This window comes from Cytobacillus oceanisediminis 2691, assembly GCF_007678455.1.
GTDB classification, from domain to species: Bacteria; Bacillota; Bacilli; order Bacillales; family Cytobacillaceae; genus Mesobacillus; species Mesobacillus oceanisediminis_A.
The window spans coordinates 290,555-312,343 of sequence record NZ_VEEP01000006.1 but is presented as its reverse complement, the minus strand read 5'-3'; the positions used below and the strand labels follow the sequence as shown (position 1 = coordinate 312,343).

Annotated in this window: 21 protein-coding genes; 17 read left to right on the top strand and 4 right to left on the bottom strand. The window is 33.6% G+C overall.

Annotation, left to right across the window (positions count from 1 at the left end):
- Nucleotides 1-51: 51 nt before the first annotated feature.
- From FS736_RS14095 to FS736_RS14025, 15 genes are all read left to right on the top strand, one after another.
- Nucleotides 52-1,182, top strand: coding sequence for a DegT/DnrJ/EryC1/StrS family aminotransferase (locus FS736_RS14095; protein WP_144478313.1), 1,131 nt, complete (start codon nt 52-54; stop codon nt 1,180-1,182).
- Nucleotides 1,182-1,841: a sugar transferase gene (locus FS736_RS14090; protein ID WP_144478311.1), complete on the top strand. Its 660-nt coding sequence runs from the start codon at nt 1,182-1,184 to the stop codon at nt 1,839-1,841. The genes FS736_RS14095 and FS736_RS14090 overlap by 1 nt, the downstream gene beginning before the upstream one ends.
- A complete protein-coding gene (locus FS736_RS14085) occupies nt 1,838-2,356 on the top strand; it encodes a GNAT family N-acetyltransferase (RefSeq protein WP_144478309.1) in 519 nt (172 codons plus the stop codon). The genes FS736_RS14090 and FS736_RS14085 overlap by 4 nt, the downstream gene beginning before the upstream one ends.
- 1 nt (nt 2,357) lies before the next feature.
- The gene (locus tag FS736_RS14080; protein WP_144478307.1) at nt 2,358-3,419 is read left to right on the top strand and encodes an aspartate aminotransferase family protein; all 1,062 of its coding nucleotides are present in this window, start codon (nt 2,358-2,360) and stop codon (nt 3,417-3,419) included.
- Between the two features lie 53 nt (nt 3,420-3,472).
- Nucleotides 3,473-4,576 (top strand): lipid II:glycine glycyltransferase FemX, encoded by a 1,104-nt coding sequence (locus FS736_RS14075; protein ID WP_144478305.1) that lies wholly within the window; start codon nt 3,473-3,475, stop codon nt 4,574-4,576.
- 2 nt (nt 4,577-4,578) lie between these two features.
- Nucleotides 4,579-5,790, top strand: coding sequence for a glycosyltransferase family 4 protein (locus FS736_RS14070; protein ID WP_144478303.1), 1,212 nt, complete (start codon nt 4,579-4,581; stop codon nt 5,788-5,790).
- A gap of 19 nt (nt 5,791-5,809) precedes the next feature.
- Nucleotides 5,810-6,847, top strand: a complete 1,038-nt coding sequence (locus FS736_RS14065) for a polysaccharide biosynthesis protein (RefSeq protein WP_144478301.1) — start codon at nt 5,810-5,812, stop codon at nt 6,845-6,847.
- A 16-nt stretch (nt 6,848-6,863) separates the two neighbouring features.
- Nucleotides 6,864-7,973 (top strand): capsular polysaccharide biosynthesis protein CapF, encoded by a 1,110-nt coding sequence (locus tag FS736_RS14060; protein WP_144478299.1) that lies wholly within the window; start codon nt 6,864-6,866, stop codon nt 7,971-7,973.
- A 3-nt stretch (nt 7,974-7,976) separates the two neighbouring features.
- Nucleotides 7,977-9,107, top strand: coding sequence for a non-hydrolyzing UDP-N-acetylglucosamine 2-epimerase (gene wecB, locus FS736_RS14055; RefSeq protein ID WP_144478297.1), 1,131 nt, complete (start codon nt 7,977-7,979; stop codon nt 9,105-9,107).
- A 414-nt stretch (nt 9,108-9,521) separates the two neighbouring features.
- Nucleotides 9,522-9,743, top strand: coding sequence for a hypothetical protein (locus FS736_RS14050; RefSeq protein ID WP_144478295.1), 222 nt, complete (start codon nt 9,522-9,524; stop codon nt 9,741-9,743).
- Between the two features lie 117 nt (nt 9,744-9,860).
- A complete protein-coding gene (locus FS736_RS14045) occupies nt 9,861-11,027 on the top strand; it encodes a glycosyltransferase family 4 protein (protein WP_144478293.1) in 1,167 nt (388 codons plus the stop codon).
- Nucleotides 11,027-12,163 (top strand): glycosyltransferase family 4 protein, encoded by a 1,137-nt coding sequence (locus tag FS736_RS14040; RefSeq protein ID WP_222125072.1) that lies wholly within the window; start codon nt 11,027-11,029, stop codon nt 12,161-12,163. The genes FS736_RS14045 and FS736_RS14040 overlap by 1 nt, the downstream gene beginning before the upstream one ends.
- Nucleotides 12,153-13,478, top strand: a complete 1,326-nt coding sequence (locus tag FS736_RS14035) for an O-antigen ligase family protein (protein ID WP_144478291.1) — start codon at nt 12,153-12,155, stop codon at nt 13,476-13,478. Before FS736_RS14040 ends, FS736_RS14035 begins: the two co-directional genes overlap by 11 nt.
- Nucleotides 13,479-13,528: 50 nt before the next feature.
- On the top strand, nt 13,529-14,029 hold the full coding sequence (locus FS736_RS14030) for an acyltransferase (RefSeq protein ID WP_186326792.1): 501 nt from the start codon (nt 13,529-13,531) through the stop codon (nt 14,027-14,029).
- Between the two features lie 85 nt (nt 14,030-14,114).
- Nucleotides 14,115-15,383, top strand: a complete 1,269-nt coding sequence (locus FS736_RS14025; RefSeq protein WP_186326791.1) for an MATE family efflux transporter — start codon at nt 14,115-14,117, stop codon at nt 15,381-15,383.
- Between the two features lie 122 nt (nt 15,384-15,505).
- On the opposite strand, the gene FS736_RS14020 is transcribed toward FS736_RS14025, so the two are convergent.
- From FS736_RS14020 to FS736_RS14010, 3 genes are read right to left on the bottom strand one after another with little or no spacing between them, the layout of a single operon-like run.
- Nucleotides 15,506-15,808, bottom strand: coding sequence for a hypothetical protein (locus FS736_RS14020; protein WP_144478284.1), 303 nt, complete (start codon nt 15,806-15,808; stop codon nt 15,506-15,508).
- A gap of 10 nt (nt 15,809-15,818) precedes the next feature.
- The gene (locus FS736_RS14015) at nt 15,819-16,130 is read right to left on the bottom strand and encodes a hypothetical protein (RefSeq protein ID WP_144478281.1); all 312 of its coding nucleotides are present in this window, start codon (nt 16,128-16,130) and stop codon (nt 15,819-15,821) included.
- The gene (locus FS736_RS14010) at nt 16,127-17,281 is read right to left on the bottom strand and encodes a lipase family protein (RefSeq protein ID WP_144478279.1); all 1,155 of its coding nucleotides are present in this window, start codon (nt 17,279-17,281) and stop codon (nt 16,127-16,129) included. Before FS736_RS14010 ends, FS736_RS14015 begins: the two co-directional genes overlap by 4 nt.
- Before the next feature lie 187 nt (nt 17,282-17,468).
- On the opposite strand from FS736_RS14010, the gene FS736_RS14005 reads away from it, so the two are divergent.
- Nucleotides 17,469-17,768: a hypothetical protein gene (locus tag FS736_RS14005; protein ID WP_144478277.1), complete on the top strand. Its 300-nt coding sequence runs from the start codon at nt 17,469-17,471 to the stop codon at nt 17,766-17,768.
- Nucleotides 17,769-18,165: 397 nt separating this feature from the next.
- On the opposite strand, the gene FS736_RS14000 is transcribed toward FS736_RS14005, so the two are convergent.
- Nucleotides 18,166-19,514, bottom strand: a protein-coding gene (locus FS736_RS14000) for an IS3 family transposase (RefSeq protein WP_144478275.1) whose coding sequence is annotated in 2 segments (ribosomal slippage) — nt 18,166-19,070 and nt 19,070-19,514 — 1,350 coding nt in all. Because the reading frame shifts where the segments join, the coding sequence is not laid out codon by codon here.
- A gap of 304 nt (nt 19,515-19,818) precedes the next feature.
- Between FS736_RS14000 and FS736_RS13995 the strand changes: the two genes are divergently transcribed.
- Nucleotides 19,819-21,774, top strand: coding sequence for an N-acyl-D-amino-acid deacylase family protein (locus FS736_RS13995; RefSeq protein WP_144478273.1), 1,956 nt, complete (start codon nt 19,819-19,821; stop codon nt 21,772-21,774).
- The last annotated feature ends 15 nt before the right edge of the window (nt 21,775-21,789 follow it).

Here is a 21,789-nt window from a genome sequence, read left to right as displayed (position 1 = left end):
TAAATCCTAATCAACTAAAGTGTTTACCTAATAGAGGAGGGAAGGCTTGGGATGGAGACAACAAAAGTAAATGAAAGAATATTCCTTTCATCACCTCATATGAGTGATGAAGGTTATGAAATGCAATATGTAAAGGAAGCTTTTGATACTAACTGGATTGCTCCTCTAGGTAAGAACGTAAATGAGTTTGAAAAAGAGCTAGCTGCAAAGGTTGGTTCTAAAGCTGCAGCGGCACTTTCCTCTGGAACGGCTGCTATCCACTTAGCTCTTAAAGCCGCAGGAGTTGGAGAAGGGGATATTGTATTCTGTCCAACACTTACTTTCTCAGCAACTGCAAATCCAATCATCTATCAGAATGCCATTCCGGTTTTTATAGATAGTGATTTTGAAACCTGGAACATGAGTCCGAAAGCTTTAGAAAAAGCATTTGAGAAGTACCCAGAAGTAAAGGCGGTCATTGTTGTTCATTTATATGGCTTATCTGCAGATATGGATAGGATAATGGATATTTGTAAAAACCACAATGTAGCGGTTATAGAAGATGCTGCTGAGTCTCTGGGGACTTACTATAAAGGTAAGCATACCGGAACTTTTGGTGACTATGGCATCTTCTCTTTTAATGGAAACAAGATCATCACAACTTCGGGGGGTGGAATGCTTGTTTCTAATAATGAAGAGAGAATTGCTAAGGCAAGATTTTGGGCCACTCAATCCCGAGATCAAGCAAGGCATTATCAACATAGTGAGTTAGGGTTTAATTATCGGATGAGCAATGTAGTTGCAGGGATTGGTAGAGGGCAGCTTAAAGTGTTAGATCAAAGAGTTACCAAAAAGAACTACATTTTTGAATTCTATAAGAGAGAACTTGGTGAACTTGAAGGTGTTGGATTTATGCCTAGTAATGAATGGGATGAACCGAATTACTGGCTAAGTTCGATTACACTGACTGGTAAAGTACGACCGATTGATATCTTTAATGCATTGGAAACAGAGAATATTGAGTCAAGGCCAGTTTGGAAACCGATGCATCTGCAACCGTTCTTTGAAAAGTATGATTTTGTGGGTGAAGGTATATCGGAAAAGTTATTTAAGAATGGGGTTTGTTTGCCGTCTGATACGAAAATGACGGATGAGGACTTAGAAAGAGTCGTTAAGACTATTAAAGGGTTGTGGTTTGAATAATGAAGAATTCCAAAGGTGGTATTTATAGAAGGTTTGTAAAAAGACCGATGGATTTTATACTTTCTTTGATCGCTATTATTGTTCTAAGTCCAGTATTTCTAGTGGTTGCGTTTCTTGTGAGAACTAAACTGGGGAGTCCCGTGCTTTTTAAGCAGAAGAGACCTGGGCTTAACGAAGAACTTTTTATGATGTATAAGTTTAGGACTATGACGGATGGAAGAGATAAGGATGGAGAGTTTCTTTCTGATAGCGTTAGGTTGACGAAGTTTGGAAGACTACTAAGATCTACATCTTTGGATGAACTACCGGAACTATTTAATATTCTAAAAGGGGATATGTCTATTATTGGTCCTAGACCATTAGCAGTTCAGTATTTACCTTATTATACAGAGCAAGAAAGAGTTAGGCATACTGTGAGGCCCGGCTTATCCGGATTAGCCCAAATAAACGGAAGGAATACTGCTTCATGGGAACAAAGATTTTCTTATGATATAAAATATGTTACTAAAATAACTTTTATTGGTGATTTGAGAATTATCATAGGAACAATCATGAAAGCTGTGAAAAGAGCTGATATCGGTGAGCGTGGTGTTGATTCACCACCTGACTTTGATAAATACAGAAAGAATAAATTAGAAGTAGGAGGAACTTCAAAGTGAATATTATAGGTGAAAAAGTACTCTTACGTGCAATTGAAATGTCTGATAAAGACATATTACTAGATATTATTAACGATAGTGAAACCGAGTATTCGCTTGGAGGGTGGTCTTTTCCTACTTCTTCTTTAACTCAAGAAGAATGGATTAAAGCCCAAAAGCCAAATGCAAATATCTTAAGATGTATGGTTAGTGATAAAAAAGACAACAAGACCATAGGTACTACCATCTTATCAAGTATTGATTATAAAAACGGTACTGCGGAAATTCACATCAAGTTAATTAGTGATGCTAGAGGTAGAGGTTACGGCGCCGATACCATCAGTACCCTGGTAAAATATGCACTCGATGAATTGAGACTTGGTTGTGTTTATGCTCATGTTAATGCTTATAATATTGCATCTCAAAAGCTGTTTGAAAGATGTGGATTTGTAAAAGAGGGCGTATTACGGAAGAGGATTTATAAAAAAGGTAAATATCATGATGTCACATCGTTTTCAATAATAAAAGAGGGATAGTATGGAAATTGGAAGTGAGTTTTGGCTACAAAATATACCAGAAGAGGACTTCTTTAAAGAAGTGCCTGATTGGTTAAGTAAATATGGGGATACAATCCTTACATCATCAGGACGAGGGGCAATTAGTTTATTTTTGCAACAAGTTACCCCACAACATAAATCAGTACTACTGCCCGCGTATATTTGTGATTCTGTCATTCTTCCTTTTATTGAACAAGGTTACACATGCTACTTATATGAAGTTGATGAAAAACTATCACCAATTATCGAGAATATCGAAATGTATGAGAATATTGGTGTTTTTTTTCATATGGGATACTATGGTTTTCAAACCAATTTTAATCTATTAAAGGTACTTCGTTATTTTCAAAAGCAGTCCACTATAATCATAGAGGATGTTACGCATACATTATTCTCTCAATTTAATAGATATGAGGAAAATGATTTTTATGTGGGTAGTATTAGAAAATGGTTTGGAGTGCCAAGCGGTGGGTTTTTAGCTTCTTCTAAGAGAATTGTTAAAAGACCAGTTTCAATTAATTATGATTTTTCAATGTTAAGAACAACTGCTTTAACCAATAAAGGGAAGTATATGAAAACCAATGATGACAGTCTGAAAAGTTTATTTTTAAGCCAGTTTTCTAATGCGGAAATTTTATTAAATGAAGATTTAAATCCTTATTGTATTGATAGCTCCTCGATTATACTAATTAATTCTTTGGATGTTGATGAATTAATTAGCAGAAGAAGGGAAAATTTTAAAGTGCTTTTGGAAGGTTTAGAGAGTATTAGTTATTTAACATCTCCCTTTAAATATCTAGCCAATAATGAATGTCCATTGTTTTACCCAGTAATGGTTAAGAACAATAGGAATTATGTACGGAAAAAACTTATTGATGAGAAAATTTATTGTCCTATACATTGGCCGGTTCCAGCTCAAATTAAAGTAACTGATTTATCCAGTACTTTAGAAGTATATAATACTATCCTTTCAATACCCTGTGATCAAAGGTATGGGAAAGTTGAGATGGACAGAATAATTTCAATTTTGAGGAGCATATAAGTCAAAGGAAACCAAAGGAAACAATGTCATCCATTTGTGAGGGGAGTGAATAAATGTTGACAGTAAAAACAATTATCGAAGGTCAAAAGGAAATACACGATTTATCGGTAGTTAAATTTGATAATCCGGAAAAATGGGATCGAATTGTGAAAGGTTTCAAAAATTATGATGTGTACTATCTTTCAGATTATGTTAAAGCATTTAATATACACGGAGATGGAGAGCCAACGCTTTTCTATTATGTAGATGAAAATATTAAAGCAATGAATGTTGTTATGAAAAGGGATATTTCCTTAGATAAGAGATTTACTGGAAAAATACCTTCTAATACTTATTTTGATACAACAACACCGTATGGTTACGGTGGTTTTTTGTTAGAAGGGAAAATAACAGAAGATAGCTTGAATAATCTTAATATTGAATATAGTTCCTTATGTGAAAAAACGGGGATTATTAGCGAATTTGTTCGCTTTCATCCAGTTCTTAAAAATGGAGATGATTTAGAAAATATTTATGATATCACTACACTCGGGAAAACTATTATAGTCGATCTAAATTCACGAGAACAAGTTTGGGACAATTTAACTAGCAAGAATAGAAACATGATTAGGAAAGCTAATAAATCAGGGGTTGAAATTTACTGGGGACGCGATCCTAATTTGTTCGATAAATTTATAGGCTTATACAATGCAACAATGGATAAAGACAATGCTCATGATTATTACTACTTTAATAGTGATTTTTACAACAGTATTCTTAATGATTTGAAATATAACTCTTTAATTTTTTATGCAGTCTATGAGAAGAGGATAATTGCTATGTCAATGGTTCTTTTTTCTAACGATCAGCTTCATTATCATTTGTCTGCGTCTGTTAGAGAGTATCAAAATCTTGCGCCAACAAATTTATTATTATATGAAGTTGCATGTTGGGGTTGTGAGAATGGATATAAAACCTTTCATCTAGGTGGAGGCCTTGGAAGTAAAGAGGATAGTCTGTATAAATTTAAAAAAGTATTTAATAAAAACTCAAATACTACTTTTAAAATTGGAAGAAAAATCTTTTCAGAAGAAATGTATAATGAAATGATTTCACATAGAAAAGGTGAGTTGCCGAGTGGTAGTAACACAGGTTATTTCCCGGAATACAGAGGTTAATCATGAATATTTTATTTTTGACACTAAGTAATATTAATTCTATATATGAAAGTACAATTTATACTGATATGTTGAGAGAATTTATTAATAATGGTCATAATGTGTATATTGTAAGTCCTAGTGAGAGAAGAACCAATAACCCTACTCATATAATAGAAGAAGATATATGTAAGATATTAAAAGTTAAGGTAGGGAATATTCAAAAATCAAATGTTGTTGAAAAAGGTATTTCTACTTTAATGCTTGAAAGAAACTATAAGTCTGCAATAAGTAAGCATTTAAATAATATAAGGTTTGACTTGATACTTTACTCGACACCCCCAATTACATTGGTAAGTACAATTGAATATCTTAAAATACGTGATAATGCAAAAACATATCTTTTATTAAAAGACATTTTCCCACAAAATGCAGTAGACCTTGGGATGCTAAGTAAAACTGGAATGAAGAGCGTTCTATATAATTATTTTAGGGCAAAGGAAAAAAGGTTATATGAATTATCAGATTATATCGGGTGTATGTCACAAGCAAATGTTGATTTCTTGTTAGAACATAATCCTGAAATATCCCCCAATATTGTTGAAGTATGTCCTAATACAATAGAACCGCTCCCTGTAGAGAAAAATGAGAGAAAAATAGAAGAAATTAAGCAAAAGTATAAAATACCACTTAACAAAACAGTGTTTATTTATGGAGGAAATCTCGGAAAACCACAGGGGATTGACTTTTTGATAGAGTGCTTGGATTCTAATAAAACAAATGATCAGGTTTACTTTGTAATAGCCGGGTCCGGGACAGAGTTTACTAAACTTAAGAATTTTTTTAAAAGAGAAAAAGTAACTAATGCACAGCTATTCTCTTATTTACCAAAAGAGGATTATGAAACTTTAGCGAATTCATGTGATGTAGGATTAATATTTCTTGATAAGAGGTTTACAATACCGAATTTTCCCTCAAGACTCCTCTCCTATATGCAAGCATCAATGCCTATCTTAGCTGCGACAGATGTAAACACAGATATTGGGGACATTATTGAACAAGGAAAATTTGGTTTTTGGTGTGAAAGTAAGAGTGTTGAACAATTTGATAAAAAAGTGCAGCTGTTATGTGATAAAAAATTAAGAACCCAAATGGGTGTTAAGGGTAGAAGGTATTTAGAAGTAAACTATACAAGCAAGCATTCGTATGAAATTATAATGAGTCATTTTAAATAAAATGAAAAGAGGTAAGTGCATGTTTAAAGATAAAATTTTATTAATAACTGGTGGCACTGGTTCTTTTGGTAATGCTGTAATGCAAAGATTTCTAGATACAGACATAAAGGAAATTCGTATCTTTTCAAGAGACGAGAAGAAGCAAGATGATATGAGGAAGCTTTATAAAAATGATAAGTTAAAGTTTTATCTTGGTGATGTGAGAGACATAGCCAGTGTAAAAAACGCTATGCATGGGGTCGATTATATTTTTCATGCAGCAGCATTAAAGCAGGTTCCATCATGCGAGTTCTTCCCTCTTGAAGCCGTAAAAACTAATGTAATGGGTACTGAAAATGTGTTAACTGCCGCAATTGAGTATGGAGTAAAAAAAGTAATTTGTCTTTCAACGGATAAAGCAGCTTACCCAATTAATGCTATGGGGATTTCAAAAGCAATGATGGAAAAAGTATTTGTCGCTAAATCGAAAACTGTTGATCCTGATAGGACACTAATTTGTGGAACTAGATATGGTAATGTGATGGCTTCACGTGGATCGGTTATACCTTTGTTTATTGAACAAATTAAAAGTGGTCAGCCTTTAACAGTAACTGATCCTAATATGACAAGATTTCTCATGAGTTTAGAAGAAGCAGTAGAATTAGTAGTGTTTGCATTCCATAATGCTGAGGCAGGGGATATCATGGTTCAAAAATCTCCAGCTAGCACTATTGGAGATCTTGCTCAAGCTGTTAAAGAATTATTTAACGCGGATAATGAAATAAAAATTATTGGAACTCGTCATGGAGAAAAGCGTTATGAAACACTTCTTACCAAAGAGGAATATGTAAAAGCTGAAGATTTACCTGGCTTCTATAGAGTTCCTGTTGATCAAAGAAATCTTAACTATGATAAGTATTTTGCGGAGGGAGATAAAAAGCTCACTAGTGTAGAAGAGTATAACTCGGATAATACACAAATCCTTACTATTGAACAAATTAAAGAAACACTACTTAAATTAGATTATATACAAAATGAATTAAAAGAATGGAATAAAAAAGTTCCCGTAATGAATTAAAGGGTGGTATTGGATTATGAATATTCTTGTTACAGGGGCAAAAGGGTTTGTAGGAAAAAACCTAATAGCAGAGCTTAAAAACAACGGTTATAACGATATATTTGAGTTTACTAGGGAAAGTAATCTATTACTACTTGAGGAGTATACTAAAAATTGCGATTTTGTCTTTCATTTAGCTGGGGTCAATAGACCAAAAGATGAAAAGGAATTTATGGAAGGTAATTTTGAATTAACTTCTCAATTACTAGAGCTATTAAAGAAACATAAAAATAAAGCTCCCGTTCTTCTTACTTCTTCTATTCAAGCAGAAAAGGATAATCCATATGGAATAAGTAAGAAGGCTGGAGAGAATTTGTTTTTTAATTATTACTATGAAACAGATGCTAAAGTATATGTTTATCGACTTCCCAATTTATTTGGTAAGTGGAGCAAACCTAACTATAATACCGTGGTAGCTACATTCTGCCATAATATAGCTAATGGCATAGATATTCAGATAAACAATCCGGATGCAGAGCTTACTCTTTGTTATATAGATGACGTATTAAAGGAGTTTTTAAGAGCTCTTGAGGGAAATGCCACTATGCAAGATAATTTCTGTGTTGTGCCTATAACACATAATATTAAACTTGGAGATTTAGCGAACCTTATTAAGAGTTTTAAAGAAAGCAGAACAAATTTAAGTATCCCTAATATGGAGGATGCTCTAAATAAAAAGCTTTATAGTACCTACTTAAGCTTTTTACCAGAAGATCAGTTTTCTTATGATCTTAAAATGAATTCCGATCAAAGAGGCTCTTTTACAGAGTTTATAAGAACCCCTGAAAGTGGACAAGTTTCTGTAAATGTATCAAAGCCAGGTATCACGAAAGGAAACCATTGGCATCATACTAAAAATGAGAAATTTTTAGTTGTTAGTGGTGAGGGTTTGATTCGGTTCAGAAAAATAGATTCTGAGAATATTATTGAGTATAGAGTAAGTGGAGAAAAGCTACAGGTTGTAGATATTCCTACCGGATATACACACTCAATTGTAAACGTGGGAGAAAGTGATCTAGTAACAGTTATGTGGGCAAATGAATGCTTTGACCCAGAAAAGCCAGACACTTATTTCGTGGAGGTATAATTAATGCAAAAATTAAAGGTTATGACAGTCGTTGGTACTAGACCGGAAATTATAAGATTGTCAGCAGTTATAAATAAATTAGAGGAATCAGGTGCTATTGAACATACACTTGTCCATACGGGACAAAATTATGATTATGAATTAAATGAGGTATTTTTTAAGGATTTTAATTTAAAGAAACCAGATTATTTTCTTAATGCTGCTACGGGAACGGCAGTAGAAACTATCGGAAATATTCTGGTTAAAATTGATCCGATATTTGAAGAGGTAAAACCAGATGCTTTCTTGGTTCTTGGTGATACAAACAGTTGTTTAACTGCAATTGCAGCTAAAAGAAGGCAAATCCCGATTTTTCATATGGAAGCGGGAAATAGATGTTTTGACCAAAGGGTACCAGAAGAAACCAATCGCAAAATAGTAGATCATACAGCCGATATTAACTTAACTTATAGTGATATAGCTAGAGAATATCTTCTTAGAGAAGGTTTTCCTTCAGATCGAATTATTAAAACTGGAAGCCCTATGTTTGAGGTTCTTAATTCTAGAAAAGACGACATTGAAAAATCAGATGTACTAGAAAGATTGGATTTAGATGAAGGAAAATACTTTGTAGTATCTGCTCATAGAGAAGAAAATATTAATTCGGAAATTAATTTCTTAGATTTAGTTGATTGTTTAAATGCGATTGCAGAAAAATATAATATGCCTATTATTGTAAGTACACACCCTAGAACAAGAAAGATGATTGAAGCTAAAGGGATAGAGTTTAGTCCATTAGTGAAAACTATGAAACCTTTAGGATTTAATGATTATGTAAAACTTCAAATTAAAGCTAAAGCAGTACTTAGTGATAGTGGAACAATAAGTGAAGAATCTTCTATTCTTGGTTTTAGTGCGTTAAACATTAGACAAGCTCATGAAAGACCAGAAGCTATGGAAGAAGCATCAGTTATGATGGTAGGTTTAAATAAGGAAAGAATTTTTCAGGGATTAGAAATATTAGAAACACAAGAAAAAGGTACATTAAGAGTTGTAGGAGACTATAGTATGCCTAATGTATCGGATAAGGTACTTAGGATTATATTGTCATATACAGACTATGTAAATAGGGTTGTCTGGGGGACGAGTAAATAAAGTGAATTTATATGAAGCTAATTAAAATATGTAGTATGCCTCTAGCTGTAGCCTTTGCTAAAAAGACACATGTCATTGGTTTTGATATTATCGTGATAAAATACCCTGCTATAGTAATGGAAAAGACGTATGAAGTGATAATGAAACATAAAAATTGACTTCGGTAGTTTTTACTAGCGAAAAGGGAAAGATATAGCTTTCATGTTGTTGCTGTACCAACTCCTATAAATTCAAATAAAAATTTAAGACCATCTCCTGTAATTGATACAAGTAAAATGGAATGCCGTAAGTTAACAAAAGGTTCAATCGGTGTATGAATCGGCTGTTTATACTGGAGGAACTGAAGATATTCGTATACCTATATTGGAAAAAGAGCCGGAATTATAATATGGAGATGATTACGGCGTCTAAGTTATGGTAGTAGAGCCGTTAGTTGAACAAAAAGAAGTATTTAAGGAATATGAAATTAAATTGAAAAATGTGGAAGAGTTACTAGATTTAATTGTTGCACTCCAAAATGATTGTTTTAGAGAAATGAATTTAAAAGATATACGGAATTTTTATAAAGATGGAATTTTAAACATTGACTTTATTAATAATGAAGTAGCTGCAACTTTAAAAAAACCACATCAATAGATGCTCCTTTTGAAAATAAGGTATATGAAAGGAAGATGTAATAGCTAAAGAGCAGGAGAATTAGGTTAGCTATATGCTATATTACTTTTTGAATTTGGAAAGAAAGTAGTTGTATACATGAAAAAAAATGTATTAATAATAGGTCCATATTTACCTGGAAAGTATTTTGGAGGACCGGTTAAGTCTTTATTAAATCTTGTGGAAACTTTAAGTGATTATTTTAATTTTTATGTTGTTACTGGGGACAGAGATCTTAATGCGAAAGAAATCTATAATGATGTTGAAATAGGTTCATGGAATCAAGTAGGTAAAGCAAGAGTGTTTTATGTTCCAAAAGGAAAAGAATTTAAATATATAAGGTTTATACTAAAAGAGATAGATTATGATTTAGTATATACAAGCAGTTTTTTTTCTAAAAAATCTATAATTATACAGATGCTAAAATATCTAAATATCATAAAAAAGCCTGTTATAGTGGCTCCACGAGGAGAATTCTCATCAGGTGCTTTAGCAATTAAATCGGCAAAAAAGAAATTCTTTTTAAAGATATATAAATTACTTAAGGTATCAAGGAATCTTTCTTATACATGTACTTCAAAAAATGATAAACAAGATATCCTAAATGTACTTGGAAATAATAACAAGATAAATATAGCAGAGAATATTATAAGTGGTGATTTAGAAGTAGGTAAATCTGTGAGGGAGAAAAAATCAGGGTATTTAAAAATAGCAACAGTATCTCGAATTTCTAAAATCAAGAATATAGATTATTCTTTACGCTTACTTCAATTAATAGATAATAATGAAGTTTCATATGAAGAAATCGTTTTTGATATTTATGGTCCACTTGAGGACAGGAATTATTGGGATGAATGTTTATCGATTAGCGGAAACTTAAGCGAAAAAATAATTGTTAATTATAAAGGTCCTGTTGATTATAGTGAGGTGATAAAGATTTTATCCAATTATCATATCTTTCTATTTCCAACAAAGGGTGAAAATTTTGGACATGTAATACAGGAGGCTTTCTTATCGGGATGTCCAGTAATTACGAGTGATCAAACACCATGGAGGGATTTAGAAGAACTAGAGGTTGGTCATGATATCGCGCTAGAAAATCAAGAAGGGTTTATTGGGGCCATTAAACAATACTTATATATGAAGGATAAAGAATATAGATTAACCTCTATTAATGCGTATAGATATGGTGTTAGTAAAGTGGAACAACAATTATCCATAAAAGAACATATAGACATGTTTAATAGCGAAAGGAGTGCATTTTAGTGAACCATAAAATAAAGGTGCTTTTTTTAGCTAATATTCCTTCACCGTATAGGGTGGATTTTTTTAATGAGTTAGGTAAATATTGTGAGTTAACTGTACTGTTTGAAAGAGGAACTTCAGATGAAAGGGATTTATCTTGGTACAATAATAAATTTGATAATTTTCAAGCTATCTTCTTAAAAGGGAAAAAAATAAACAGAAATACTGCCTTATGCTTTGGTGTTTCAAAATATTTAAAAAGAGATTTATTTGACATTATTATAGTGGGTGGTTATAGCACTCCTACAGGGATGTTATCTATTAAAATACTGCGGAAAAGAAAAATTCCTTTTATTTTAAACACTGATGGTGGAATTATAAAGGAAGATAGTAAATTCAAGTATTTACTAAAGGAACACTATATTAGTAGTGCAACATATTGGTTAAGTACAGGGAACCATACTACAAATTATCTTATTCACTATGGGGCTAATAAAGAAAATGTATTTACTTATCCTTTCACATCTTTATTAGAAAAAGATATTCTAGCAAGTCCTCCTCATGACAATTTAAAAAGGGAAATAAAGACTAAGCTTGACATTAAGGAAGATAAGATTATCCTATCTGTGGGACAGTTTATAGCTAGAAAAGGTTTTGATATTCTATTAAACGCTTGTGCAGCCCTTCCTGAAAATTACGGCGTTTATATTATCGGAGGTGAACCAACACAAGAGTATTTGGATTTAAAGAACAATTTAAACTTGTCAAACGTATATTTTATTGGCTTTAAATCCAAGGAGGAGCTAAAAGAATACTATTTGGCAAGTGATTTATTTGTATTGCCGACTAGAGAAGATATATGGGGACTTGTAATAAATGAGGCTATGGCCTACGGTTTGCCGATTATTACAACAAATAAATGTGTTGCAGGATTAGAACTTATAAATAACAATGAGAATGGCTTTATAGTACCCGTTAATAATAGTAATATACTTTCACTAAAAATAAACGAGATCTTAAGAGATAATAGTGTTGTTGAGAGGATGTCAAAAAGAAGTTTGGATAGGATACAAAAATATACAATTGAATACATGGCAAAAGAACATATAAGTATTTTTAAGTCAATTTTATATAAGGATAGGGTATATGTTAACTAGTAATTCAAGTTCATTAAAGAATAATCGAGACATTAAAATTAAAAAGTCAACATTAGAGTGGTTAGTTTTAATATGTTTAATAATATTTAGCTTTATAAACTCAATTACATTATTACTATCATTAATTCTATTGCTATTTTTGTTAAAGCAAAAAGAAATTGGAGCAATAAAAATAATAAATATTATTACTTTTAGAACAGTCATTAATCCAGGAGTTGCTGTTGTTATTGACAGTTGGCAAAACCTTAAATGGGTTATTCTTTTTGGGTGTTCAATCTATTTATTATTCTCATATTTCAAATTAAACAAAAATGAATTGATGAAAATTAATAAAATTGCCTCACTAGTTATACTGTTTACTATTTATAATATTGTTATTGCTTTTGTTTTTAGTTCTTTACCAATTGTAGCTATATTTAAACTGTTTAGCTATGTAATTATTTTTTTGGGATGTTTAATTGGAGTGGCCTACACCTATAAAAATTTTAACTGGATAAAGTGGTTGTTTAATCTTTATTCTTTGATTTTTATATCTTCAATAATCTTTCTTTTTTTACCGTTAGGTTATTTAAGAACTGGAGTTTCCTTTCAAGGAATAACTAATCAGCCTAATATGTTTGGGATACTCATGGTTTTATATATTGCTCTAGTATTTTCATATGGTCAAACTAATAAAAATATTAATAGGCGTTTTTTATTTGTATTACTTGCATTAGTTTTTTATATGATTATATTGAGTGCTTCAAGAACAGCGTTAATATCCAGTTTAACTTTAACTTTGATTTATTTATTTTTTATAAAAATTAATAAGCTTATAAAGAGGGTTATTATATCATTTTTTAGTATATGCGTAATTTTACTACCTTTAAATAACAATTTTAATGAATTTTTTGTTAATTATTTATATAAAGGTCAAGAACAAGGTGAACTATTAAACTCTCGTGTCAATCAAATTGAAGGTTTGACATCAAATTTTCTAAATAACCCATGGTTTGGAAATGGGTTCATGGTTCCTGTTTTACCATTCAGATCTTTTGAATTTAATTCCAATTATATTGTGGAACCTGGAAATATAATTTTATCAATACTTTCATTTAGTGGTATTTTTGGTTTTCTTATCTTCATAGCATATCTTATTAAAATAATTTGGGTAAACAAAAGTAATTTTATATTTGTTGTTTTTTTACCTATTGCTACGATACTAGTTAGTATGGGAGAAATGGTGTTTTTTAGTAGTAATAATATAGGTATTTGGTGCTATATGTTTTTGGCGATTTATATGTTCTGGGAAAATGAAGTGGAATCTGAGATATGATCGTTCCGGTATAATTGTTAAATGACTTTAAAGGTGAAATGAGTGGTCATATGATTAAAAAGATATTATTTTATGTGATTCTTTCAATTATAAATAAGGTGCTAAAAGGTACAAGATTCTTCAAGTTAAAAAGATTTCTATTTCATACGATTGGTATAGAGGTTGGTAAAGACACTAAAATTGTTGCTCCTATTTATATAGGATATATCAATAAACTTAGTATGGGAAGTAACTGTTGGATAGGGAAAAACCTAACTATAGAAGGTAATGGAAATGTTGTTATTGGCGATAGATGTGATTTAGCTCCCAATGTGTTAATTAATACTGGTGGACATTTAATAGGTGATAAAAATAGGAGAGCGGGAGCAGGCATAAAGAATAATACACAAATTGAGAGTGGTACCTGGATTGGAACCAGGGTTACTATTATTAATGGTGCTAATATAGGAGAGTCTACAGTTGTTGCTGCAGGTTCGGTTGTAATAAAAAATGTCGAAAATAGCACTTTAGTCGCAGGAGTTCCTGCTAAAGTGAAGAAGGTGCTTGATTAATTTGGTAATAAAAATAAAGAAGATCTGGAAAAGGTTGTTAAACAATCACATAATGAAAAACATTATTGGTATAGGAGCATTTAGAATGCTTGGTATACTATCGAATTTTTTATTAGTTGGTTTAGTATATAGATATCTTATCAGCGAAGAATTAAATGGAATATGGTTAACTATTTCTTCTATTCTGACTTGGATAACTTTTTTTGATTTCGGTATGGGAAATAGCTTGAGGAATAAACTAACGGAATCTATTACTAATAAAAATGGAATTTTATCAAATATGTATATAAGCACTACTTACATACTTATGATATTCCCAACTTTAATAATTATTATTATTTCAATTACAGTTGCGTTCTTATTCGACTGGAGATCCTTTTTTAATATACACAGTACTATCATTACAAATTATTATTTAGCATTATTTATAAGTATTGTTTCTATACTTTACTCATTAAATTTTTATTTATCTATTCTTAACGCTATATTACATGCTATATATAAGTCCTATTTAATTTCAGGGATTCAATTATTGGTAAATATAATTAATATAGTTATTATATCAGCACTTCTTTTTCTTAATATAAGAGATTTAATCTTATTAGGTTTCTTTTATATAGGTACCTCTGTTATTTCTCTTATTATTTCAACAGTATTGTTGTTTAAGTTTAATAAATATGAATTGAAATTTAGTTTTAAGTACTTTAATGGAAAGTTAATAAAAGATATATTTAATCTAGGGTTAAAATTTTTAGTATTACAATTAGCAATAATTGTACTATTTAATACAGATAATGTCTTAATAAGTAAATTTGTTGGAGTTGAACAAGTAGCAACTTATCAGTTAGTAAATAAATTATTGAGCCTAAATACTATTGTATTAGGAATATTACTAACTCCAATATGGACAAAAATAATAAAAGATCATACTAACAGGAGATTTGAGGAAATAAAAGGAACAATTAATAAACTCCTTATCATTTTTTTTGTATTAATAATAGGAGTAATGATAATAGGTTTTTTTTCTACAAAGTTGATTAATCTATGGGTTGGGAGCAACTTGCACTTTCCTAATAAGCTTATTAAGTATATGGTTGTTTTCACTATTCTTCACATGTGGTGTAATATATTTCAAAGTATCTTGAATGGTATTAACAAGTTGAAAGTTCAAGTTTATAGCTATGGTATAGCAACAATTATTAATATTCCTTTATCAATTTTTTTAGTTAAGAATACTGGTCTTGGGGTTTCTGCGATTATCCTAGGAACTATATTTTCGTTATTGCTACCTAGTTTTATTTTACCTTTGTATACTATAGGATATTTTAAAAAGATCACAATACCTAAGCGATAAATACAAATGCGAAGAGAAACAGGGAGACACAGGAAAGGGAGTGGAAATAAAATGTTAGAGGCGTAAGACCGTGGCTTTGCGCTTTTTTAGTTCTTCTGTTTAAATAACCCGGGAACCCCGGGTTATTCTTCATCATATCCTATTAATGATACTTCGTATTTGTCTTCAGAAAAATTCACCATAGCATGAATCCTGTTATCCTTATTTCCCTTCTGATATCCAAAAAGAAAAATCTCCGTACCATTAGTGCGGGTTGTGAATTCATGCTCATTAATTACGACGTCCCATCCTTTTTGCTCTTTGAAATATTGGACTGCCGATTCTGTAGCTTCCTTTACGATCTTCTCTTTTTCTTCCTTGGACATATCATTACACCCCTGCAAGATTAATACTGCCAAAATCAATAACAGGCCTTTCCTTAACATCGCCATCCTCCTACCACTTTGGACCGGAATTAATCTCAGCCCGCATAAGTGAATCCAGTCTTTTTCTTGTCTGGATTATATTATACCGTTTGTCTTCCAAACGATGAATCCTTTTGGAGAGTTCCATAAAGAAGCCCTCTGACCATTGAGTTACCCGATCTGTCGCTTCGCCTGCCTTCCAACTATAAAGCAGCTCCATGCTGTTCCTGTATTTAAGTTGGATCCTTCTAAGAGTTGCTATGAAATGGTCAAGCTCTCTTTCGGCGGCACTTAGATTCTGGATATCATTTAAATATTGAGCTGTCTTTTTATTATTCATCATACCAGCTTATCCGCCTTTTCATATTCATTTGCGGCAAATTTCAAGAAGTGGGTGAATTTTGAGGTCTCTTCGTTGAGCCAGTTTGCCATACTGGTTAATTCATTTAACACTTCATAGCCAATTTCCCTTGTTTGCGGACGCTCTGCATCGTTGATCAACCTATTTTTCATTTTGCTTTTTACATCAGGTAATTCATTTAAAACACTCCGGCTTACTCTCCCCACGCTTTCTGCAACTTCATGCAAATGAGAAGGAGTTACCTGGATCAACCCAACATCCGCACTTACATAGCGTGGAGACCTGGATACTTCTACACCAGCTAGAACATCGTAAAGAATGCCGTTATTGATGTTTCCGTATTTATCAAACGAATAGTTCTCCATTCCATGATAAGTACCGATTGATTCTAGTAACCTCTTGAAAGGCCTTCCTTCATTGTCCATATTTTCATATTTGAATCTTGAGCCAATGTAATAGGTGGAACCAATATGTCTGTCATAAGGTTCTAGTCCGCCTGCTCCAATAGAATCCTTAGGATGAACGTAATTGACAATGGAGGAATCAAAAACCCCTGCGAAAGCTTTTGCCTTTGTTTGTTCATCTAGTAGATCAATGACGCTTGGTGCACTGTATGTTACTGCACCCAAGCTGAAAATTGCAGCTGTATATTGTGCAAGTGCTCCTCCCAAAGAATGGCCAGTCACAGTTATTTGCGCAGAAGGGTTATTACTTTTGATATCTCTAACTAGCTGTTCCGCTTGCTGGAACTGGTTCTTCTTATACCATTCTTTTTTCTCCGGATTATAATAAACATCCAGCCGGTCTCCTCTTGGATTGGACTGTTTTTCATGTACTTTATCCTTCATCATGATGTATTGAATATCGGTTTCTAAATCTGCCATGCCTGCTCCGAGCATATCATCCCCCTGGGTTCCACGGAACGAAACTACAATCTGGTCTTTCTTCTTAACAACCAATGCATCAAATCCAGTAGTGGAATCGGTTGTGATGTAATCCTTCTCGTTCACAACCTCCCATTTATGAGTTTGCTGATTGTTGTTGTATTCGATGAATTTAGGCAATCGTTTGTGATCAATATAATAGGCCTGCTGTGATAAAAATAAAAAAAGCTTATCCTCATTCTTCGTCATGGATGACCTCCACAAGTTTCGGAATATTTTCTTAATTTTACCATACTGAATGCAGGAAATAAAAAAAGGAAACGAGGGAAAATCATTTGAAGAGAGTTATTTCCCTTGATAAGATTATTCGCAGGTGAATAATAACCTGTATGATTCTTACATCAATTCTGGGCCAAAATGGTAAGGAGAGCGAGCGATGAAAAATCTTTTGGTGGTGTTGCTTTTTTCACTATCCATCCTCCAGGGGTGCAATAATATGGACGAAAATAAACAAGAAGAAATACTTGAAAAAGCCATTCATGCAGCAAACGAAGAATTCAAAAAGCAAATGGGATGGGAAATCGTCGTGGACGATCATGAATTCACCACAAGAACCGAAGGAACCGAACTATTCCTTTACGGATACAAAAAAGGTGATAAACAAAACAAAATCACCGCCACAGTCGACTACAGCGAAGAGTACAAAGTCCAATCTATCGGTTATACGGAGAAATAGGTAGCGGGGGAGAGGGGCACAGGGGCGGTTCTTATGTCCCTTCGGAATTCAATTAGTTAGCTGATGGTCAGGTTATTAAACTTTTTTATATTAAGTGATAATAAGAGGATAAAATAAAGTTTTAATTCTAAATCCAGGTCGAAGGGATGTTTCTGTTCTGGTTTTTGGTATATTAGGGCTTATCCTAAAGCTGTAACTGCTAGACTAAGGTGAACAGTTTTTGCTAGATAAAAATGAACACTTTTCAATACAAATTCGAATGGTATATGGTACCATCCATTTTCCAATGGACACTTTTAGTTGATTTTAATGGAGATGAGGTTAGGAATATTGAAGAGTACTAAGAAAATACAAAAAGGACTGGAGTGAAGTGAACCAAAAAAGTTAGACAATTATATTAGGCAACTTGTTGGACCTGGGTTCGGTACTCTACCGGACTCAGGTCCTTTAATTTTTCCTTTATACGTATATTGTTGTAGTAATAAATATAATCGTGTAATTCTTGTATAAAATGATCAACACTTTCAAATTCCTGAAGATAGAGGAGTTCTGTCTTAAGTATGCCAAAGAAGTTCTCAATAACGGCATTATCGAGACAGTTTCCCTTTCGGGACATGCTTTGTATAATGTTTTTCTCCTTAAGCGTCTTCTGATACTTACCCATTTGGTAATGCCATCCCTGATCTGAGTGGAGGATTAACTCATCCTCTGGTTTAAACAGCTCTAAAGCCTGTTCAAGCATGTCACCTACTAGATCAAAAGTGGGACGGGATTTAACTGTATAGGTGATCACCTCACTATTGTACAAATCAAGAATAGGGGATAGATAAAGCTTCTGTCCGAATAGACTAAATTCGGTTACATCCGTTACCCACTTCTCATTTGGTTTGTCAGCCTTAAAATTTCGATCAAGAACGTTGGGGGCAACTTTTCCTGTATTTCCTCGATAGGACTTATATTTCTTCATACGAACCTGACACTTGATTCCTAACTGATTCATTAGCTTGAGGACAGTCTTAGGATCCAGAACGAAGCCTCTTTTGTCCAAAACCTTTTTGATATTCCGGTGGCCATAACGACCTTTATGTTGATGATGAATTTCTTTTATTGCTTCTTTGGCCTTGGCGTATTTATCTGGGCGGTCTTTGTGCTTAGTCCAGTAATAATATGTGCTTCTTGGAATTCCTGCAATTTTGATTAAATCAGCGACTTTATATTCATTCCTTAGCTCAAAAATTACTTGCGCTTTGAGTTTCGTGGTAATTTTTCCTGTTCCCGAACCAAGGCATTCAACTTTTTTAAATAGGCAATTTCCATTCTCAGACGTTCATTTTCTTCTATTAGGGATTCATTGGTTTGATTGACTGACTTATTCCTTTTACTATCTTTGGTCATGGCAGGTCGCCCCTTTTTCCTTGGTAATAGGGCGTCCACTCCTCCTGTTTCAAAGGCTTTCCTCCAAACAAGGATGGTGGAGGAATCGGGTATTTTAAACTTCGCTGCAGCCTCATTTAGAGAAACCCAATGGTCGTCCATATATTTGAGTACCTCCATTTTAAACGCAGCCGAATAGTTTGTATAACTTTTTCTTAAAGAATCTTGCCCATGCGACTGATATAATTTAAACCACTTATGAATATGTTTATGACCAGTTCCCAGTTGTTTCCCGATATCCCGAAAAGATAATATTCCTTTTTCATACTCCTTTACTGCCCATAACTTATCTTCAAATGTAAATTTAGCCATATAAAAACTGCACCTCCATTGTTAGTTTTGTGTCTAACTATTTCGGTGCAGTTCAGAGGAGTCCTTTTTTATTTGGCAAAATTCAAAGATTTATACGTAAGATTAGTGTGGTGGACTAATTTACTAGCTCATTAGGAAAATATTAGGGTACCGAAATATAAGGCCTAGTTATTTACTCTCAATTATTATCTGAAATATTAGAAAAATTAGTAAACTGTGTTAATGTAAGTTTGTTAAATATTGGAGTGAGAGGAGGCGAAAAGAACAGTTTCGGTCGATATTGAAATATTAGGGAGGCTAAAAGGTGAAAAGTTTAAGCAAAAATATTCTGTCTCTAACATTATCTGTTGTTTTGCTTGTGGGAATTTTATTTGTAGGGTACCCTCAAACCGGCCAATCAAAGGAGAAAACCAAACAGGAATTTGATTTAATCCTTCAGGATGGCACAATTATTGACGGTACTGGTTCCAAACGCTATAAGGCGGATATTGGAATATCTGATGGGTATATTCAATCGATTGGAAACTTGGATGATGCCAGTGGAAAAAATGAAATCAATGTTTCGGGTAAAATTGTTTCTCCAGGATTTATTGATATGCACAGCCATGCAGATACAGATGTACTTACAACAGCAAAAAGCTCATTAACCCAAGGGGTTACGACTGAAATGATAAGCCCGGATGGAGGAGGCCCGGTTGACCTTTCCTATCTGTCCGAGCTGGAAGAAAAGGGACTTGCCATCAATGTGGGGAGCTATATTGGATTTAATTCGGTTTGGGAAGGAGTCGTGGGATATGACGACCGCCGTGCCACTCCTGAAGAAATTTCCGATATGCAGTCACTGATTGAAACAGCCCTCCAAAAAGGAGCCTGGGGAATTTCTGCAGGATTATTCTACGCTCCCGGGAACTATGCAAAAATACAGGAAGTCATTGATGTTGTCAGTGTTGCCGAAAAGTGGAGAACCAATTTTCCAAATCACATCAGAAATGAAAATTATCACGTTCTCGAAGCAACCTCTGAAACGATTGAAATAGGTGAAAGTGCAGGAATCGTCCCGGTTATTACTCATATGAAGGTAATGGGGCCGAGCAACTGGGGTAAATCTGTGGAAACGATTAAAATGATACAGGATGCCAATAAGCGGGGAACATTTGCAGCGGCCGACCAGTATCCTTACCTGGCCAGCCAAACAGGCTTAACTGCGATTGTTCCTCAGTGGATTCAGGATGGCGGCCGGGAAGAGATGCTCAAGCGCTTTGCGGATCCTGCCATGCGCACACAGATTGAAGAAGAAATCCACGCGACCATTGCCAGTAGGGTAAGAGATGCTGGTGACGTCTACTTTCCGACTAAGCAAACAACGTTAGGGGATATAGCCGCAGAACAAGGTGTTTCACCTGGAGAAGCGACTATGCAGATCCTTGAACAAGAAGGGAACATTAGAACCATCTATTTCTTTGGCCACCAGGAGGATTTTGAACGGATACTTAAAAACCCTACGACCGCCATTGCTTCTGATGGAGGAGCAACTGTTTCAAGCAGCACTCATCCGAGAAGGTATGGAACTCAGCCTAGGGTTCTAGGAAAGATTGTAAGAGAAGATGGGTTATTATCTTTGGAAGAAGCTGTTCAAAAAATGACAGGCCTTCCTGCCAATATCATAGGAATGGTTGACCGCGGATTTATTGCTGAAGGAATGGCAGCTGATATTACGGTATTTGATCCCAATATAGTAACTGATAAGGCTACATTTGATAATCCAAAGCAGTATGCGGAAGGGATTGAGAATGTGATTATCGATGGGCAGTTTGCCATAAAGAACGGTGACGTAACTGGTGTGCAGGCAGGAAAAGCTCTTAAGCGCAGCTACGACATGCCAAGCCGTCCAATGAGTCTCAATGAAGCTCACAAAGTTTCGGCCAAGGGACAGCTCGTTAATGATAAAACTCAAGGGCCTAAGATTAAAATTATGGTTGAGCAAAATGCTGATCAATCTCAATCAAAAGCTAAACTTCAAATTATCGACAAGAAGAACAATATCCATATTGAACTTGATGAACTTGGATTCCTGCAGACCTATAAAGGCTGGGCTAGCTTTACAGGAACTGTGAAATTAAAGAAATCCGAAAGATCCGTCCCTGTTCTTGTCACTGTTGATGAGGAGGATCCTTTCACTGGGAAAGAAACAATTCGTATTAAGATTGGTGAAGAATACCTGTACAGCGGTACTTTGAATGGAGAATTAGAGGTATATTAATAATTAAGAAAAAAT

Bases quoted from the DNA above. Each gene is read 5' to 3' on its own strand.
- FS736_RS14095 (WP_144478313.1), top strand. From the start codon at position 52: ATGGAGACAACAAAAGTAAATGAAAGAATATTCCTTTCATCACCTCAT.
- FS736_RS14090 (WP_144478311.1), top strand. From the start codon at position 1,182: ATGAAGAATTCCAAAGGTGGTATTTATAGAAGGTTTGTAAAAAGACCG.
- FS736_RS14080 (WP_144478307.1), top strand. From the start codon at position 2,358: ATGGAAATTGGAAGTGAGTTTTGGCTACAAAATATACCAGAAGAGGAC.
- FS736_RS14075 (WP_144478305.1), top strand. From the start codon at position 3,473: ATGTTGACAGTAAAAACAATTATCGAAGGTCAAAAGGAAATACACGAT.
- FS736_RS14070 (WP_144478303.1), top strand. From the start codon at position 4,579: ATGAATATTTTATTTTTGACACTAAGTAATATTAATTCTATATATGAA.
- FS736_RS14065 (WP_144478301.1), top strand. From the start codon at position 5,810: ATGTTTAAAGATAAAATTTTATTAATAACTGGTGGCACTGGTTCTTTT.
- FS736_RS14060 (WP_144478299.1), top strand. From the start codon at position 6,864: ATGAATATTCTTGTTACAGGGGCAAAAGGGTTTGTAGGAAAAAACCTA.
- wecB (WP_144478297.1), top strand. From the start codon at position 7,977: ATGCAAAAATTAAAGGTTATGACAGTCGTTGGTACTAGACCGGAAATT.
- FS736_RS14050 (WP_144478295.1), top strand. From the start codon at position 9,522: ATGGTAGTAGAGCCGTTAGTTGAACAAAAAGAAGTATTTAAGGAATAT.
- FS736_RS14045 (WP_144478293.1), top strand. From the start codon at position 9,861: ATGAAAAAAAATGTATTAATAATAGGTCCATATTTACCTGGAAAGTAT.
- FS736_RS14035 (WP_144478291.1), top strand. From the start codon at position 12,153: ATGTTAACTAGTAATTCAAGTTCATTAAAGAATAATCGAGACATTAAA.
- FS736_RS14030 (WP_186326792.1), top strand. From the start codon at position 13,529: ATGATTAAAAAGATATTATTTTATGTGATTCTTTCAATTATAAATAAG.
- FS736_RS14025 (WP_186326791.1), top strand. From the start codon at position 14,115: ATGCTTGGTATACTATCGAATTTTTTATTAGTTGGTTTAGTATATAGA.
- FS736_RS14020 (WP_144478284.1), bottom strand. From the start codon at position 15,808: ATGTTAAGGAAAGGCCTGTTATTGATTTTGGCAGTATTAATCTTGCAG.
- FS736_RS14015 (WP_144478281.1), bottom strand. From the start codon at position 16,130: ATGATGAATAATAAAAAGACAGCTCAATATTTAAATGATATCCAGAAT.
- FS736_RS14010 (WP_144478279.1), bottom strand. From the start codon at position 17,281: ATGACGAAGAATGAGGATAAGCTTTTTTTATTTTTATCACAGCAGGCC.
- FS736_RS14005 (WP_144478277.1), top strand. From the start codon at position 17,469: ATGAAAAATCTTTTGGTGGTGTTGCTTTTTTCACTATCCATCCTCCAG.